Source organism: Mucilaginibacter lappiensis (assembly GCF_050433765.1).
GTDB lineage: Bacteria > Bacteroidota > Bacteroidia > Sphingobacteriales > Sphingobacteriaceae > Mucilaginibacter > Mucilaginibacter lappiensis_A.
On sequence record NZ_JBNPWP010000008.1, the window covers coordinates 199626 to 215724 of the forward strand.

The 16099-nt window shown below is 37.4% G+C and carries 16 protein-coding genes; 12 read left to right on the forward strand and 4 right to left on the reverse strand.

Annotated features, from left to right (window positions below):
• Positions 1-33 precede the first annotated feature (33 nt).
• The 10 genes from M2273_RS22530 to M2273_RS22575 all read left to right on the forward strand — a co-directional run bounded on the left by M2273_RS22530 (position 34) and on the right by M2273_RS22575 (position 11207).
• On the forward strand, positions 34-498 hold the full coding sequence (locus M2273_RS22530; RefSeq protein WP_429400033.1) for a hypothetical protein: 465 nt from the start codon (positions 34-36) through the stop codon (positions 496-498).
• 217 nt (positions 499-715) lie between these two features.
• Positions 716-1813 carry an NAD-dependent epimerase gene (locus tag M2273_RS22535; protein WP_429400034.1) on the forward strand — a complete coding sequence of 366 codons (1098 nt, stop codon included), beginning with the start codon at positions 716-718 and terminating at the stop codon, positions 1811-1813.
• Between the two features lie 194 nt (positions 1814-2007).
• A complete protein-coding gene (locus tag M2273_RS22540; protein WP_429400035.1) occupies positions 2008-3429 on the forward strand; it encodes a pectate lyase family protein in 1422 nt (473 codons plus the stop codon).
• A 313-nt stretch (positions 3430-3742) separates the two neighbouring features.
• A complete protein-coding gene (locus tag M2273_RS22545) occupies positions 3743-4885 on the forward strand; it encodes a glycosyltransferase family 4 protein (protein ID WP_429400036.1) in 1143 nt (380 codons plus the stop codon).
• Between the two features lie 37 nt (positions 4886-4922).
• Positions 4923-5726, forward strand: a complete 804-nt coding sequence (locus M2273_RS22550) for a phytanoyl-CoA dioxygenase family protein (protein WP_429400037.1) — start codon at positions 4923-4925, stop codon at positions 5724-5726.
• A 37-nt stretch (positions 5727-5763) separates the two neighbouring features.
• The gene (locus tag M2273_RS22555; protein ID WP_429400038.1) at positions 5764-6735 is read left to right on the forward strand and encodes a hypothetical protein; all 972 of its coding nucleotides are present in this window, start codon (positions 5764-5766) and stop codon (positions 6733-6735) included.
• The gene (locus M2273_RS22560) at positions 6732-7238 is read left to right on the forward strand and encodes a GNAT family N-acetyltransferase (protein ID WP_429400039.1); all 507 of its coding nucleotides are present in this window, start codon (positions 6732-6734) and stop codon (positions 7236-7238) included. Before M2273_RS22555 ends, M2273_RS22560 begins: the two co-directional genes overlap by 4 nt.
• Positions 7239-7270: 32 nt before the next feature.
• The gene (locus M2273_RS22565) at positions 7271-8299 is read left to right on the forward strand and encodes a GNAT family N-acetyltransferase (RefSeq protein WP_429400040.1); all 1029 of its coding nucleotides are present in this window, start codon (positions 7271-7273) and stop codon (positions 8297-8299) included.
• 388 nt (positions 8300-8687) lie between these two features.
• Positions 8688-10406, forward strand: coding sequence for a polysaccharide biosynthesis protein (locus tag M2273_RS22570; protein WP_429400041.1), 1719 nt, complete (start codon positions 8688-8690; stop codon positions 10404-10406).
• Positions 10407-10763: 357 nt separating this feature from the next.
• The gene (locus M2273_RS22575; RefSeq protein ID WP_429400042.1) at positions 10764-11207 is read left to right on the forward strand and encodes a hypothetical protein; all 444 of its coding nucleotides are present in this window, start codon (positions 10764-10766) and stop codon (positions 11205-11207) included.
• A gap of 180 nt (positions 11208-11387) precedes the next feature.
• Here M2273_RS22575 and M2273_RS22580 read toward each other — a convergent pair whose 3' ends face one another.
• Positions 11388-12182: an NIPSNAP family protein gene (locus tag M2273_RS22580; protein WP_429400043.1), complete on the reverse strand. Its 795-nt coding sequence runs from the start codon at positions 12180-12182 to the stop codon at positions 11388-11390.
• A 181-nt stretch (positions 12183-12363) separates the two neighbouring features.
• Positions 12364-12717, reverse strand: a complete 354-nt coding sequence (locus tag M2273_RS22585) for a winged helix-turn-helix transcriptional regulator (protein ID WP_429400044.1) — start codon at positions 12715-12717, stop codon at positions 12364-12366.
• 160 nt (positions 12718-12877) lie between these two features.
• Between M2273_RS22585 and M2273_RS22590 the strand changes: the two genes are divergently transcribed.
• Both M2273_RS22590 and M2273_RS22595 read left to right on the forward strand, forming a co-directional pair.
• Positions 12878-13876: an aldo/keto reductase gene (locus M2273_RS22590; protein WP_429400045.1), complete on the forward strand. Its 999-nt coding sequence runs from the start codon at positions 12878-12880 to the stop codon at positions 13874-13876.
• A gap of 136 nt (positions 13877-14012) precedes the next feature.
• Positions 14013-14981, forward strand: coding sequence for an alpha/beta hydrolase (locus M2273_RS22595; protein WP_429400046.1), 969 nt, complete (start codon positions 14013-14015; stop codon positions 14979-14981).
• Between the two features lie 34 nt (positions 14982-15015).
• Here M2273_RS22595 and M2273_RS22600 read toward each other — a convergent pair whose 3' ends face one another.
• Both M2273_RS22600 and M2273_RS22605 read right to left on the reverse strand, forming a co-directional pair.
• On the reverse strand, positions 15016-15588 hold the full coding sequence (locus M2273_RS22600; RefSeq protein WP_429400047.1) for a hypothetical protein: 573 nt from the start codon (positions 15586-15588) through the stop codon (positions 15016-15018).
• Positions 15589-15646: 58 nt separating this feature from the next.
• The gene (locus M2273_RS22605) at positions 15647-16096 is read right to left on the reverse strand and encodes a c-type cytochrome (protein ID WP_429400048.1); all 450 of its coding nucleotides are present in this window, start codon (positions 16094-16096) and stop codon (positions 15647-15649) included.
• Positions 16097-16099 lie beyond the last annotated feature (3 nt).

The window sequence follows — 16099 nt, forward strand, 5'->3', positions numbered from 1 at the left end:
AAGGTTATCTATTACACTTTAAATTAAAATCGTATGAAAAAAGAAATGAAATTTCTTGGAAGAGTGGGTTTATCTGTCATGGTATTAGGTGTACTTATATTATTTGATAGCTGTAAAAAAGAGCTGGCCAACCCAAGTCCAATACAAGAAGAAAAACCAATACAAGTAAAGCCACCTATACAAATTAAGCCAGGCTTGTATAAAATAGATTTTGATGGTTTAAGATCAGATGGCGGATTTTCCTATAAGATAGGATATGTAATTGAAGGAGGGGATTCGAATGCGGCACCTACTGTATCAATTCTCCGTCTTTTTGAAAATGGTGTGGAATTACGTCCTCCTCATTCTGCCCACCAGGATATCCGTGATTACGGTGAGGGTCGTTTTAGCCATTGGGGTACAACTTTATATTTTTCAACCACCAATAATACAGATCCGGTTGTAAATGGTAAGGAGTATAGCTATACAATAGATGGTTCAGGATACCCATCAAATTGAGCATTATCACAAATGCACTAAATAACCGATGCTGTACTATACGTGGGATGAAATTTATTTTTAAACTAATTATTGTTGAATAAGGTCTGGTCAGACTTTGTTCAACAATAATCTATCAGCCTGTTCCATAGGCGTTCAAAGCTTTCATTATCAAAGCTTTCTTGTATTCTCTTTACTTAAAAAGTTCTATTCATTCATTTTTTAAATTTAAAATCTTATGAAAATTTTAGTTACCGGCACGGCTGGTTTCATTGGCTATCATTTGGCTAAACGTTTGTTGAAAAGGGGGGATACGGTAGTAGGCATTGATATTATTAATGATTATTATGATGTACGTTTAAAGTATGCGAGGCTGGAAGATGCCGGTATCAGGGTATCTGAGCTGGAATATGCAAAGCCTGTTTGCAGCGAAACAAACCCTAACTATACATTTATAAAGCTTGACCTGCTTGATAAGGACCAACTTGAATTATGTTTCAAAACCCATCAGTTTGATGCTGTATGTAACCTGGCAGCACAAGCCGGTGTGCGTTACAGTTTAACCAATCCCGAAGTTTACATTGACTCTAACATTAAAGGGTTTTTAAACATTCTGGAGTGTTGCCGGCATTTTAAAATTAATCATTTAGCTTATGCAAGTTCATCAAGTGTATATGGCTTGAATAAAAAAATGCCTTTTAATGAACATGATATAGCTGATCATCCGGTTTCATTATACGCAGCTTCAAAAAAGGCTAATGAAATGATGGCGCATACTTATAGTCATTTGTTTAATTTACGCACTACAGGTCTGCGTTTCTTTACTGTTTACGGTCCCTGGGGCCGGCCAGATATGGCGCTCTTTATTTTTACCAAGGCTATGCTGGAAGGTAAACCTATTGAAGTTTTCAATAACGGTAATATGAAACGCGATTTTACCTATATTGATGATATTGTTGAAGGGATTATGCACGTGATTGACAGTCCTGCTGAGGCAAATCCTGAATGGGATGCGCTGAAACCTGATCCTGCAACTTCAAAAGCTCCTTTTCGTATTTTCAATATTGGCAGGGGCGCGCCGGTTAACCTGCTTGATTTTGTAGTAGAAATTGAAAAGCAATTACATATTACCGCTAAAAAAATATTTTTGCCCATGCAAGAGGGCGATGTAGCTGAAACTTGTGCTGATGTATCTAATTTGGATGGTGTTTTAAACTATAAACCTAAAATTTCTGTTCACACTGGTGTTTCCAGATTTACAGCCTGGTATAAATCGTTTTATAAGGTCAAAAAGCAACATTTTGAGCCCGTACCGTCTGATATTGAAACCCTGTAATGTCATATTAATGTCAGAAAGTGTGCAATTTTATACACTTGGTTTACACATGTCTTTTACACATTTTAACAGTAAATAGGTGTTATAACGCAGTTTTTGAACCTCTTTCAATTTAAGTTCATCTTTCCATAAAGTTTTTTTATTGGCAATTTATCAAACGCAGCTCCGTTTGATGGCCTTAATAAAAAAAACATATGGAAAGAACAAAAAAACCTATTACAAAAGTGGCAGTAGTCAGTATGATGCTAAGTGCAATTATCTTTTTTGGTAGTTGCAAAAAAAACGGAGATGATCCGACGCGTGTACAAGATAGCACTGCATTAACAACAAATTCGGCAACCGCAGCTTTGGCAACTACTGCGGGAACCAAGTACACTGTAAATTTAGCCGGTTTACGGAATGATGGAGGACATGCCTATAAAATTGGATATCCGTTAAGCAAATCAGGCGACTCTAACGAGCAACCTACCGTATCCACCCTTCGTCTTTTTGAAAACGGGGTTGAATTAAAGCCACCTCATTCGGTTCATCAGGACATCCGTGATTATGGTAAAGGTCGTTTCAGTCATTGGGGAACTACACTGATTTTCTCAGCATCAGATAATTCCAACCCCATGAATAATGGCCGGAAATACACTTACACGTTAGATGGATCTACCGGAGGTTCTACAACAGCACCCGTAGCTCCAACTGCTCCAGCGCAGACCGCGCCGACGTCAACCGCCGGCCTTATGGGATACGCAATGGTTAACGGAACAACCACCGGAGGAGCTGGGGGTTCATCTGTTACAGTGACAACCTTAGCGGCTTTAAAAGCTGCCGTAGGAGATAACACTAAAAGAATTGTATATGTAAGCGGTACAATCACAGGATCAGGCGGCGAGCCGGTATACGTTTTATCAAATAAGTCAATTATTGGAAAACCAGGCGCTGTTATTCAAGGTGTATCATTGTATATTTTTACGGTAAGCAACATTATCATTCAGGATATAAGGTTTAAAAACTATGTGAAAGATGCCGCGGTAATGATCAAGGATCAAACACATCACGTGTGGGTTGATCATTGCGAGTTTTCAACAGACCGTAACCATGGCTGGGATTACTGGGGTAAAGACATCTCTATTACCCGCGCTGCCGATTATGTAACTGTTTCCTGGAGCAAGTTTCACGACACCAATTTATCAGTACTTATAAGTGGAGGAATAGCTGGGCATGAGTCAGATATCGGTCACCTTCATGTAACCATGCACCATAACTTTTGGTATAATGTTAGCGAAAGAGAACCTGATATGAATTATGGCAGTGTACACGTGTTCAATAACTACCATTTAAATAACACCGGTTATTCATTAGGTGCAAGGGCAGCAGGTAATGTACGTACCGATAATGAGTATTTCTCAAACTGTGCCAAACCTATTTCTACAAATTTAGCTGGTGACCCTCCAGGTTATTTTAGTGGTGTTAACACTAATATTTATTTAAATTGTGGTAAAAATGATATTACAACCGCAATTTCAAACTGGTTACCAGGTTACTCTTACACATCAGTATTGGATCCGGCTGCAAATGTACCAGCTTTAGTTCAAGCAGGTTCAGGCCCAAGAACTACTAACTAAAAATTCTGATCTTTATTTAAAAACTCACTTTTAATACCCCAAACCACCTCAAGGTGGTTTGGGATATTTTAAAAAAATGTTTTGTTTGCCTAACTAAACCTTATACCTGTTACATCATTATTGCAATAATATATTTATTGCCCGCATTTAGCGCCTGCTAAATGCTATTCATTTTAATATAACCAATATAATATATATGCTCAACCCGATCTGTCTGATCGGTTGAAAAAACCTATTATCCCGCTTTATAATAACCATTCCGGTGTTACAATTTAAATCATACGTAAGTAGCCGGTATTAATTTATAGTACCCATGAATAAAACAGGGCAAAGAATACTGATCGTATGCGATTCGTCCAGATCATTAATGGATTTCAGGGGCAAACTCATAGAACAATTGGTACAACACCATGAGGTATATGTATTTACACCTCGCATTACACAGCAAAGCGTACGTGAAAAATTAGCATTACTAAAGGTAGGTGTATATGAAAATGAACTGGATGGCAGCAATGTTTCCGTTTTTTCAGATATCCGTTATATTATTCAGCTATATAAGCTGATCAAAAAACTGCGGCCGGATGTTTTTTTTCCGTACACTTTTAAACCTGTAATATACGGAACCGTCCTGGCAAAATTATGTCGTGTTAAAAAGATAACACCAATGCTTACAGGCCTGGGTTATAACTTCACTCCAAATGCAAAAAAAGGTTTGCTAAGCAATATTACACGCAAGCTTTTAAAATTCAGCCTGATGAATAACCGTCGGCTGAGAATAATTTTTCAGAACAAAGATGATTATCAAACACTGTTACAGCATAAAATTTTAACTGCTAAACATAAGGTTGCCGTAGTAAATGGTTCAGGTGTTGATCTGGAACATTATGAATACGCTCCGCCTGATATAAAAAACGTTAGTTTTTTAATGATCTCGCGTTTAATAAACGCCAAAGGGATCTATGAATATTACGAGGCGGCACGAAATATCCGTTTACAACACCCCAATATCCAGTTTAAACTGATTGGAGCGTATGGCAGCAACGTTGATACCATAAGCAATGAGCTTTACAGTAAAATTAAGTCAGGAAAAACAATTACTTACCTGGGCGAAGTTGATGATGTGAGGCCTCATATAAAAGATGCATCCGTAGTAGTATTACCTTCTTATTACGGGGAGGGTATTCCTCGCTGTTTGCTGGAAAGCATGGCAATGGGAAGAGCAATTATAACCAGTGATTCTGTGGGCTGCAGGGAAACTATTGAATCAGCTTTGGCTGCAAACGGCTTTCTGGTTCCTGTTAAAAATGTCACTGAGCTTGTTTCAAAAATGAAATTTTACCTCAGCAATAGCAATGCTATTAGTTCCAATGGGGTAAACGGACTTGCTTTTGCCCGGAAAAAATTCGATGTAAATCTTGTTAATGCCGAGATGTTGAAAATTATGCAGCTGAACTAAAATATTGTACCAAAGCAAGACCAATAAATTTTACGCAATGGAAAATAGGTTGAATTATGCCGACCGAACTTTAAGTGATTTTACAAGTGCAATAGATGAATATGGATGGGTTGTTTATAATAATGTTTTAGGGGCGGATTTTGTTGACAAGATTAATGAAGATTTAATAGATGCTTATAAATACAGGAGAAGTATCCAGGAGAAAAACGGCATAAGTGCTAATATGGGTGGAACGTTGCATCATTTGTTAGAACGCGAAAATTTCGGGCTTCGTTTTCTTGAAAAAATGTATTGCAATGAAGAGATCAGGCATTTCTTAAACGGCAATTATATCCTGAATGGTATGAATGCAGTAATACATGCTAAAAAAGAGCACCCTTATTTGAGTAACATACATCGTGATGCGCGCACCTTTATGAAAGATGCAAAATTGCTGATCCAGATGATTGTTACGCTTGATGATTTTACATTGTTAAATGGTGCAACTTGTTTTCTTTCGGGCTCACATAAAACAGATCTGAAACCCGATGAAATGTATTTTTATGATCATGCAGAACGGGCCATTGCACCAAAAGGAAGCATAATCCTTTTTAACTCAAACATTTGGCATGCTGCTGGCGAAAATACTACCACAGACGTGAGAAGAGCTTTAACATTGGGCTTTACCCCTCCGTTTTTTAAGCAACAGTTGGATTATTCAAGATTTTTAGGTTATGACTTTGTTGCAGGGTTAAGTGCTGAACTGCGACAGGTTATTGGATATAATGCACGTGTCCCTGAAAATTTAGATGAATATTATCAGCCTCCACATTTAAGAATGTACCAGCGTGACCAGGGCTGAGAATAATACCTAAACCAATCATATTAAACTTTTAACCATGCAGAAAACTAAAACCACTCTAAGAACCATGGGGGGGTATTACGAATTGCAATTAGCCGTAGGAAAGGAGTTTTACCCTAATTTGATCAGACTAAATACCGGCCGTAACGCTCTGGAATATATTCTGAAACAAAAAGGGTATGCCAAAATTTATATACCTTATTTTACTTGTGATGTTTTACTTGAGCCTATTAAAAAGCTTGATGTAGCCTATCAGTTTTATAAAATTAATGATCAGCTTAATCCTGTTATTGATTTTGAAATTGAACCGGATGCCTGCTTTTTATACACCAATTACTTTGGCATTAAACAGGAAACAATAAAGTGTTTAAGTAGGCAGATCAAAAACCTGATCATAGATAATTCTCAGGCTTTTTTTTCGGCTCCATTGCCTGGCATAGATACTTTTTATTCGTGCAGAAAGTTTTTTGGGGTTCCTGACGGGGCTTATCTGCAGATTAATAAAAAGCTCAGTCGGAAGTTGCCGGTTGATTCATCTGTTAGTCGTTGTTCTCATCTTTTAAAAAGCATTGAATTTGGCGTAGAGGCGGGTTATTCTGATTTCAAGAGAAATAATGATGCTTTAGTGAATAATGAAATTAGGAGCATGTCGCCCTTAACACAAAGAATTCTTTCAAGTATTAACTACGAGGAATGCGCCCGGATACGAAAGCGGAATTTTGAATTTTTACATAAGCATTTGCAGGCCCAAAACCTGTTTAAGTTTGATATTCCAGACGACTACTCCCCAATGGTTTATCCTTTTTTAAGTGCTGATCGTGATCTGAAATTACACCTGATACAGAAAAAAATATTCGTGGCTACATACTGGCCAAATGTGTTTAAGTGGACCACCAGCAAAATGTATGAAAACTATCTCGCCCGGTGTATGGTGCCTTTGCCAATAGATCACCGGTATAATCTTCAGGACATGTTTTTTATGTTAAACATTTTACAACAATTTATATGAATATTTCAGTATACATACGCCCCCTGGTTTTAGAAGATGCACAAACATCTTATTTATGGAGAAATGATCCAAAGGTTTGGACTTTTACCAATTTTAAGGCTACTCAGCGTATTACCCCAAGAATGGAGGCTGCATGGCTACAAAGTAACCTGAACAGGCCCGACCAAATTCGCTTTGCCATCTGCTTAAAAGAGCTTGACACCTATGTTGGTAATATCCAATTGCTGGATATTCAGGATAAACGTGCGGAATTGCATCTTTTTATCGGAAATAAAATGTATTGGGGTAAAGGTATTGGCTATCAGGCTACCATGCTTATACTGAAATATGCCTTCTTTTTTAAAAATCTGGACAGTTTATATTTAAGAGTACATCCCGCTAATATCCCGGCTTTATCCATCTATGAAAAAGCCGGATTCGATATTGTCGGTGAAAAAGATGGTCTGGTCAGGATGAGTATTTCAAAAAAAAAATTCATGGCCCTGGAAACCTCGGATAAATGATTGCTATATAAAACTAAATTAAACCAAACCACATGATCAAATTATTGACAATCCATGATAAGCTGGAATGGACTTCTTATGTACAGAAAGCAGCAGAGTATGATTTTTATCATACCTGGCATTATCATGCATTAGAAACGGGGCAGGGTATACCTCTTTTGTTTGTTTATCAGGAACATGACGATTATATCGCATTTCCGCTGCTTAAAAGGCCAATTCCTGGATCTGATCTTTACGATCTTGGCAGTGTGTATGGTTATACAGGTCCTTTTTCAAACAAAAAAATGGATGAATTGGGTAATACATTAAAGGAAAATTTTAAACATGCCTTTCAGGATTTTCTTATAGACGGAAAATATGTTTCTGTATTTACCAGGATGCATCCATTTTTTAAGCAGCAACTACTGCTTGAAAAATTTGGAGGTATATATGAAAATGGTCGTACCGTAGTTATTGACCTGTCAGAGAGTATAGAGGAGCAGCGTAATAAATACAAGCAATCAACTATGGATGCAATAAAGCATGCCTGGAACAAGGGTTTTAAGGTTAAAGAGGAGAGAGGACCCGATGCCATTGCGTTGTTTGTAAAAATTTATCTGGAAAACATGAACCGGGTAGGTGCTTCACCTTATTATTTTTTTAACCAGGAATACTTTAACAAAATTTTAAACACTCCTGAATATGATGCCCGTCTGATAACAGCGTATGATGGTGATATAGCAATTTGCAGCACCATAATCATGTTTACCAATGGCATTATCCAGGCACATTTAATAGGAACGCTTAACGAATACCTGCATCATAGCCCCGCTAAGTTTATGGCCGATGAGATTTCAATATTGGGCAGATCGCTGGGTATGCGCTACTATAATTTGGGGGGCGGGCTTGGTTTTAAAGAAGATGCTCTTTTTAAATGGAAGTTAGGCTTTACAGAGCATTGTTTAGATTATAAAAGCTGGCGCTATATTGCCAACCCCGCTATATATCAAGAACTGCTTGATAAAAAAGATATTGATAAAAACGCCGATATCGATTTTTTTCCGCTATACAGATACGCCTGAATTTTTAGACTATAAAAGTTGGCATTATAATGCCAAATCCCGCCCATATATCAAGAACTGCTTGATAAAAAATATTGATCGAAACACCAATATCTATTTTTTTCGAATATAAAATAAACCTGAATTTTTAATAATCTTAAATCTTATTGCTATGATATACATAAGAAATTTGATATTTCACGATAAATTTCATTCCAGATGGTTAGTTCTTTTAATTGATCTGATGATCGTGTTTATATCCCTTTGCCTTTCTATTTCTTTAAAGGATAAATTGGATTTGAAGCTAAATAATATTTACTACATGATTTTTTACTGTAGTAATGCAATTTTAATTTTTCTGGTAATGCGTATCCATACCCGTATTATAAGGTATTCGAACACAAAAGATATGTTACGCATTTTTATGGCAGTGCTGGCAAGTAATGCGGCGTTCATGTTGCTTTGCAATGTATTATTTGCACCTTATTTGAAATTTAGCCTTATTGGGTTGGGCGATATACTACTTATTAATTTTTTTATATCGTCATCCTTATTGATGGGTATGCGAATTGTAATAAAAGACTTATTCGTATATCTTGAAGGTCCGGGATTGACTGAAAAGAAAGAAAATATTTTGGTTTATGGTTCAGGTACATCCTCTATTTTAATTAAAAATGCGGTAGAATCACAAAAAGGGCTCATGATACAGGTTCAGGGTTTTATTGATGTGGGGTCTGATAAAATAAATAAATGCCTTGAACAAAAGCAGGTGTACCCGATACGGTCGATTGAAAGATTAAAACAAAAGTTTTCTATCAAAACGATGCTTATTACCTCCGAAGAGCTGAATGTTGACAACAAACGAAACGCTGTTGAAAAATGCATGGAACTTGGTATTAAAGTGATCACCGTTCCCCCATCTGATCAATGGCTCAATGGAAAACCTAACTTGAACCAGTTTAAAGATTTGAAAATTGAAGACCTGTTACAACGTGCGCCTATTGAGCTATGCAAAGATCATATCTTTAGTGAACTTAGTGGTAAACGGGTTTTGGTTACAGGTGCAGCCGGCTCTATCGGGTCTGAAATTGTGCGGCAGGTAATGTGCTATGATCCGGAGTATATCATATTGTGTGACCAGGCCGAAACACCTTTGCATGATATTCAAATGGAAATTGAAGATGGGAAAAGCTCATGCAAAACAAAAATATTTATTGCTGATATTCAAAATACCAATCGCATAAAATCACTTTTTAACTTATATAAACCACAAATTGTTTTTCACGCTGCCGCATACAAACATGTGCCCATGATGGAAAATAATCCTACAGAGGCTGTATTAACCAATGTGTGGGGTACCAAAAACGTAGCAGATATTTCCATGGAATTTGGGGTGGAAAAGTTTGTTATGATTTCTACCGATAAAGCGGTGCGGCCAACCAACATAATGGGTGCCTCCAAGCGTATTGCAGAAATGTACATACAGTCTTTAAGCACAGAAATTAGTAATGACCAGGGTTTTTATCCAATAAATGGAGATATTGCAACAGGAAAAACCAAATTTATTACAACCCGTTTTGGAAACGTTCTTGGATCCAACGGTTCTGTTATTCCCCGGTTTAAAGCACAAATTCAACGTGGCGGACCCGTAACTGTAACCCATCCTGATATTACACGTTATTTTATGACAATTCCGGAGGCTGTACAACTTGTACTGGAAGCAGCAGTAATGGGCAAAGGCTCTGAAATATTCCTGTTTGATATGGGAGAGCCCGTTAAGATAGCAGATCTGGCTGCCAATATGATAAAATTAGCAGGCTTTATTCCGGATGAAGATATAAAAATTGTATTTACAGGTCTAAGACCTGGCGAAAAACTATATGAAGAATTGTTAAATGTTGAAGAGCATATCATTCCAACATATAATAAAAGCATAAAAATCTCGAAAACTATACCTAATAGCTATGCAGAAGTTAATAGCGTAATTAAAGAGTTGCTGGAGCTTAGTTTGCTTAATAATGTTGATTTAATGGTGCTTAAAATGAAAGCTATTCTTCCTGATTATATCAGTAATAATTCTCAATATGAAAAACTGGATCTAAGACTTGTAAACACTGAAACAACATAAATTTAATTAGGAATTGTTTGGGAAATATGGCCAAAATACCAATAAATCTTATTTGACGAGAATCACTGTTAAATGTGATGAAAATCATTTTTTAGTGTTTTGTTTAATCTACTTTTATTATGATAAATATAAAATAAAGGCGTATAGTAATGGGTTGTCTAAAAATGGATATGATTTGAAGATGTTTTTTTATGATTGTTTCATTGAATAGGTACATGGGCCCTGCAAAACTTTATAATTTGGAAAAATATTTAAATGGGACTACTTTTTACGCTAAAGTATTTTATGGTAAGTTAATGTATTTCAGTTTTTAGGTAAATTTTAGAGGCGAATTACCTCTATATAAAAATTTAGGTTATGCACAACAAAATTGACTATCCGCTTATTGGTTATGTAACCAATAACAATAATTCTGGTGGCATTTATAGCAGCCCTGATTTGAATTACGGACAAATATTGGAACGGGTTGTTCGCAGAGATCGTATGGGTATTAGTGAGCTTGCAAGGCGACTAAATGTAAGCAGGCGAACCATTTATAACTGGTTTGAAATGGAAAAACTTAGTCTTGACGTCATTTGTAAAATTGGCTTTGTAATAGGGCATGATTTTTCAAATGAATTTCCCGAAGAGTTTGCTAAAACAAATAACGATACTATTGGTGATTCTCTTGCAGAAACACAAAATGCAGCAGAACAAACGCCTAATGCTATTTACTATTGGATGGATAGGTATATAAAGTTGCTTGAAAAATTTAATGAGGTTTTGAGCCACGAGATAAAAGATCATGAAACCGTGAGTTAATAAATTTATTAACCAGCACCAAAATAATACTTGTATTTCTTAATCAACTATACCTAAACAAAGAAGGCGCCATATCATGATATGAGCGCCTTTTTTATTTAAATAAGGTTTTGATATAAAATAGGGCCCGTTGATCATTGATCAACGGGCCCTATGATTTTTAGCAAGTGAGATAGATTGTTAAAAATCCGAATACTCAGCAGGATGTAGGAAAATAATATCCGCGTGCGAAACATTATTTTTGAATTCAGCTTTTGCAGTAAGTGTTTTCCATTGCGCGTCATTGCTAAATGCTTCCCAATGTTTATCCCTGTCTTCTTTACTGTTAAAAGTTGTCATATACATTAGGTTAGGCATGTGGCTGCCGGCTATCACTTCCGAATAAAAAACGGCATTAAATTCTAATCTTTTAAAAAGCCCTATTTCATCACCAACGTTAAACATCCTTACTTTGTTAAAATTGTATTTTTCAGTAGCGCTCTCATAGCTGCGCAGTTCATAAACCCTGTCGGCCTTAGCTGCGGTAAGGTTTGGAACAGCAGGAGCTGGCATACCTGGGAAAGCTTGCAAGACAATGGTCTCTATACGGCTATATGGCGCATCCTTATAATCAGCATCAATATAATCTTTACCATCAGTCAGATATTGAGCATCTTCCTGTAATTTCTCGTTTATTCCGGCTAATTTATCCAACGAAGAAAACGGGGTGAAAACATAAATAAGTTTGGCAGTATCCTGTTGTGTAACTGGTTTAAATACCCCAATATTTTTAACACCTGCACGATGCAATGCCGGTATGTATGCTTGTTGCAAGTAATGCTCAATCTTACTTTCCTGCTCCTGCGTTTTATAATGATATATTTTTAATTGGTAGTAGTTTTTAGCCGGTGCTTTAGCAAAAGCGGTTGAAGAGGCGGCTACGAGCACTAAAAGGCAGGCACAACAAACCAGCCTTAATTGTTGAGATAACTTCATGATGGTATTTTATTTATATAAAAATGATTACTATTGGTAAATACCTGTGCGATATTTTGCCATAAAAGTAAGTTAATGATGCTTTAATAAATAAAATGGGTTAACTAACAAATCAATTAGCTGCTTTTGGTATGCTTTGACAGGTAGAAGTTAATACTTGTAAGTTTGATTATGCCAGATATCAAAATTGCATTTGGTTTTCTGCAAAGTGGCATAAACCCTCTAATATCTGGCTAAGTTCTGTCCCTTTACCAGTTAAGGTATACTCGGTTCTTGGAGGATTGCCTGGTACATAGCTTTTATGTATCAGTTCATGCTGTTCCAAAAATTTCAACCTGTCTGCCAGGATATGATCGCTTATATGTTCCAAATCCTCCTTTAGGCTTGTAAAACGGGTATTGCCCTCTTCAATACTAAATAGTACTTCAGTCATCCATCTTTTACTCAATAAATATATAAGTTCATTAAGCGCGCATTTTTCCTCCAGGAATGACTGGTTATGGTAATTGGTGGAGCTTAGTTTTCTTTCTGCCATGCTAACTGATTAATGAGTTACTAATTACTGGGTAAGTTATTGGTCTTCATGACCTTTTGTTGTTCCTTTGTGGCTGTTGCAACAATGTATAAAGTTAATAAAACGATTTAATTTGTTGTATGGTGCATAATAAACAAAAAAAGTAATTAAAAACAAAAGAATGATGAAGTATCGGAAATTAGCAAATACAGATTTATTACTCTCCGAAGTAACTTTTGGTGCATGGGCAGCCGGTGGCTGGATGTGGGGTGGTACCGAACGCAAAGAGGCTATTGATGCCATAAGGGTTTCATATTCGCTCGGCGTAACATCTATTGATACGGCCCCGATCTACGGTCAGGGTACAAGTGAGGAAATTGTTGGTGAAGCGATCAAAGGACTGCCCCGTGATAAATTTCAGATCCTTACTAAATATGGAATGCGCTGGGACCTTAAAAAAGGTGATTTTGGCTTTAGCAGTAAAAATAACAGCGGAGTAGATATTGATATTTATAAGTATGCGGGTAAAGAAAGTATTATAAAAGAGTGCGAAGACAGTTTAAAACGTTTGGGGACTGATTACATTGACCTGTACCAAATCCATTGGCCCGATTCAACAACGCAGATAGCAGAAAGTATGGAAGCTGTTTCGCGGTTAATTGAGCAGGGAAAAGTGCGTTACGCGGGCGTTTGTAATTATGACGCGGCACAAATGGCCGAAGCCGAAAAATATGTCACCGTTGTATCTGATCAGGTACCTTATAGCATGGTTAAACGTTCAATTGAATCAGAATTAATTCCTTATTGCCTGGAGCACAATAAATCCATCCTGGCTTACAGTCCATTAGAGAGGGGACTTTTAACCGGTAAAATGAAACCAGGCTATGAGTTTTCAAAAGGTGATCACCGCAAAGAAGTGTCATTTTTTAAAGATGAAAATTTAAAAAGGACCAGTGAGTTCCTTAATCTGATAAAACCCATTGCCGATGAAAAACATTTGACATTAGGACAATTGGTTATTTTATGGACACTTGAGCAACCGGGCATAACCATAGCGCTGGTTGGTGCACGAAATAGTGAACAGGCCATTGAAAATGCCAAAGCTATTGACAGCAAATTAAGTATTGACGAAATAGAAGTTATAAAAGAATATCTTAATCAGCTTGAGTTAATAGCTTAATTGTTAAAATAGCGATCAGGACATTGCAAATTATCGCCCTTAATTTCCATATAATACCCGGGGATGCTGATTTATATTTTAGGTCAGTATCCCTTTTATCTTTTTAGTAACCTATTATTTATTCCCTATTTTTTGAATGTCGCATAACGTTCAATTGCATCCTGTGATCAATGAGCTTCTTAATACAAAATTTAATGAGGTTCATAAACTCCCGTTAAATGTTAACACATTCAGGTCATTGATCAATGATTTTGCGCGTATTGCTACTTATTCTGCCGGGGGATGCGTACCGGTTATGGAGTTTAAACTTACGCCTGATAAAGTACCGGCTTTTAATTTCAGAGTATACCGCGGCGCGTCGTCAGGGTTGAAACCGGTTTTAGTTTATTTTCATGGTGGTAATTGGATTGGTGGCAATATGGAAACCTGTGATTCAATATGCGATACGCTTGCTGAGGGTAGTGATTGTGTAGTAATATCGGTTGATTATGCCCTTGCGCCCGAGTACCATTTTCCGGTTCCGTTATACCAGGGGCTGGCCGTGCTTGACTGGATCAAGGAAAAAGGGTTTAATTTTGGTATGGATAGCGAAAAGATAATTGTTGGAGGAGAGAACGCGGGAGGCAATATTGCAGCAGGGTTGGTCCACTTGGTTGACAAGGTCAGAGAGTTCCAGCTGTTTGGCCAGATACTCGTATGCCCTGCCTTACATTACGGGTTTGATACACCTTCATATCATACTTATGAAAAGGGTTATCTGCTCTCGGGCGAAATAATGCGGTTGACATGGAAAACCTATCTTGGTAATTTAGATGAAGCCTTTAACGAACTTGCCTCTCCGTTTTTGACCGGGCACGTTAAGCATATTCCACAAACATTGATCTACACGGCCGAACATGACCCATTACGTGATGAAGCCGAACATTATGCGGCACGTTTACAGAGGCAGGGTATAGAAGTGTCTTTTCGCCGGTTTACAGGAGTAACTCATTATTTCTGGCAGATGGATGCCATATTAGATACGGCCCGTGAGGCTCATCAGGAAGCCATAACATGGCTAAAAGCGATCAATAAATTTGTTGATGCGGATAAGATCGGTATTTAATCAACAATCCCCTTTCTTTTACCAGGGCAATGTATTATTTCCATGTTTTTAGTAGCCCACCTGCGTTTCCAAGAAGCGGATCAGTATCGGGAAAAGGAACCGCGGCAATATGCTTATCAGCCAGTGGCCTATCTCCCGGCTCTCCTTTAAGCAGGTCCCATTCATGGCCGTTGGGATAAGCGCCAACTACGCCAAACATTTCGTTATCCCCCAGGTTTTTATGCCCTACACCGGCTGGGATAATCAAAATATCGCCTGCATTAACTTTTAATTTCTTTCCCTTTTCGCCTCCAAGATGCAACGTAGCCGAACCCGAATATATACCTAAAACCTCATGCGATATGCTATGGTAGTGATGAAAGGGATAAACGCCGTTACGCCATGAATTACGCCAGTTGTTTTTGGCAAACCTTTCCTCAAGCCAGGAAGCACCTTCACTTCCGGTTTCAGAAAAAGCCTTCCGGTAAATTATTAAGGGATATTTACTGTTGGGGATTACCCCGTCGTCCTGAAAATAAACAACCTCCATTAATGGAGGTTGTTGTTTGCTGAAAGCTTTTAAACTTATAAAGGCTGATAAACCCATTAAAAATCTTCTTCGCCTCATACACTCCCCGATTTAATATTTACACTACTTAAGGCATAATTATTAAGAAAATGCGCGCCTAACTTTTTTTAAGCGTTGCCCGCACTTTTGCTACCTCGGCAATTTTAACAGCGCTTGCCTTATTACCAAAACTATTCCGCACATAGGTTAAAACATCAGCAATTTGTTGATCTTTTAAATCATCATGCGAGCTCATGGAGTTAGAATATCTCTGCCCGTTTATTTCTACATCTTCGTTAAATCCATTTAATACAATTTTGATTAAAGTGGTTTTATCTCCCAGTACATAACTTGTTTTAACCAAAGGCGGATTCATGTTTGGTACACCTCCGCCATCTGCCATATGACAGGGCAAGCATATACTTGTATATACAATTTTTCCGCGTGCAACAGATGTTGCTGAAACTGCACCGCTGCGCGGTGTTTGTTTACGTTTTACCTGAGCATGTAAATTGGTAATTGATAGTGAGCATAATGCCACCAATAAAACGGTTATTTTGATCTTCATTTA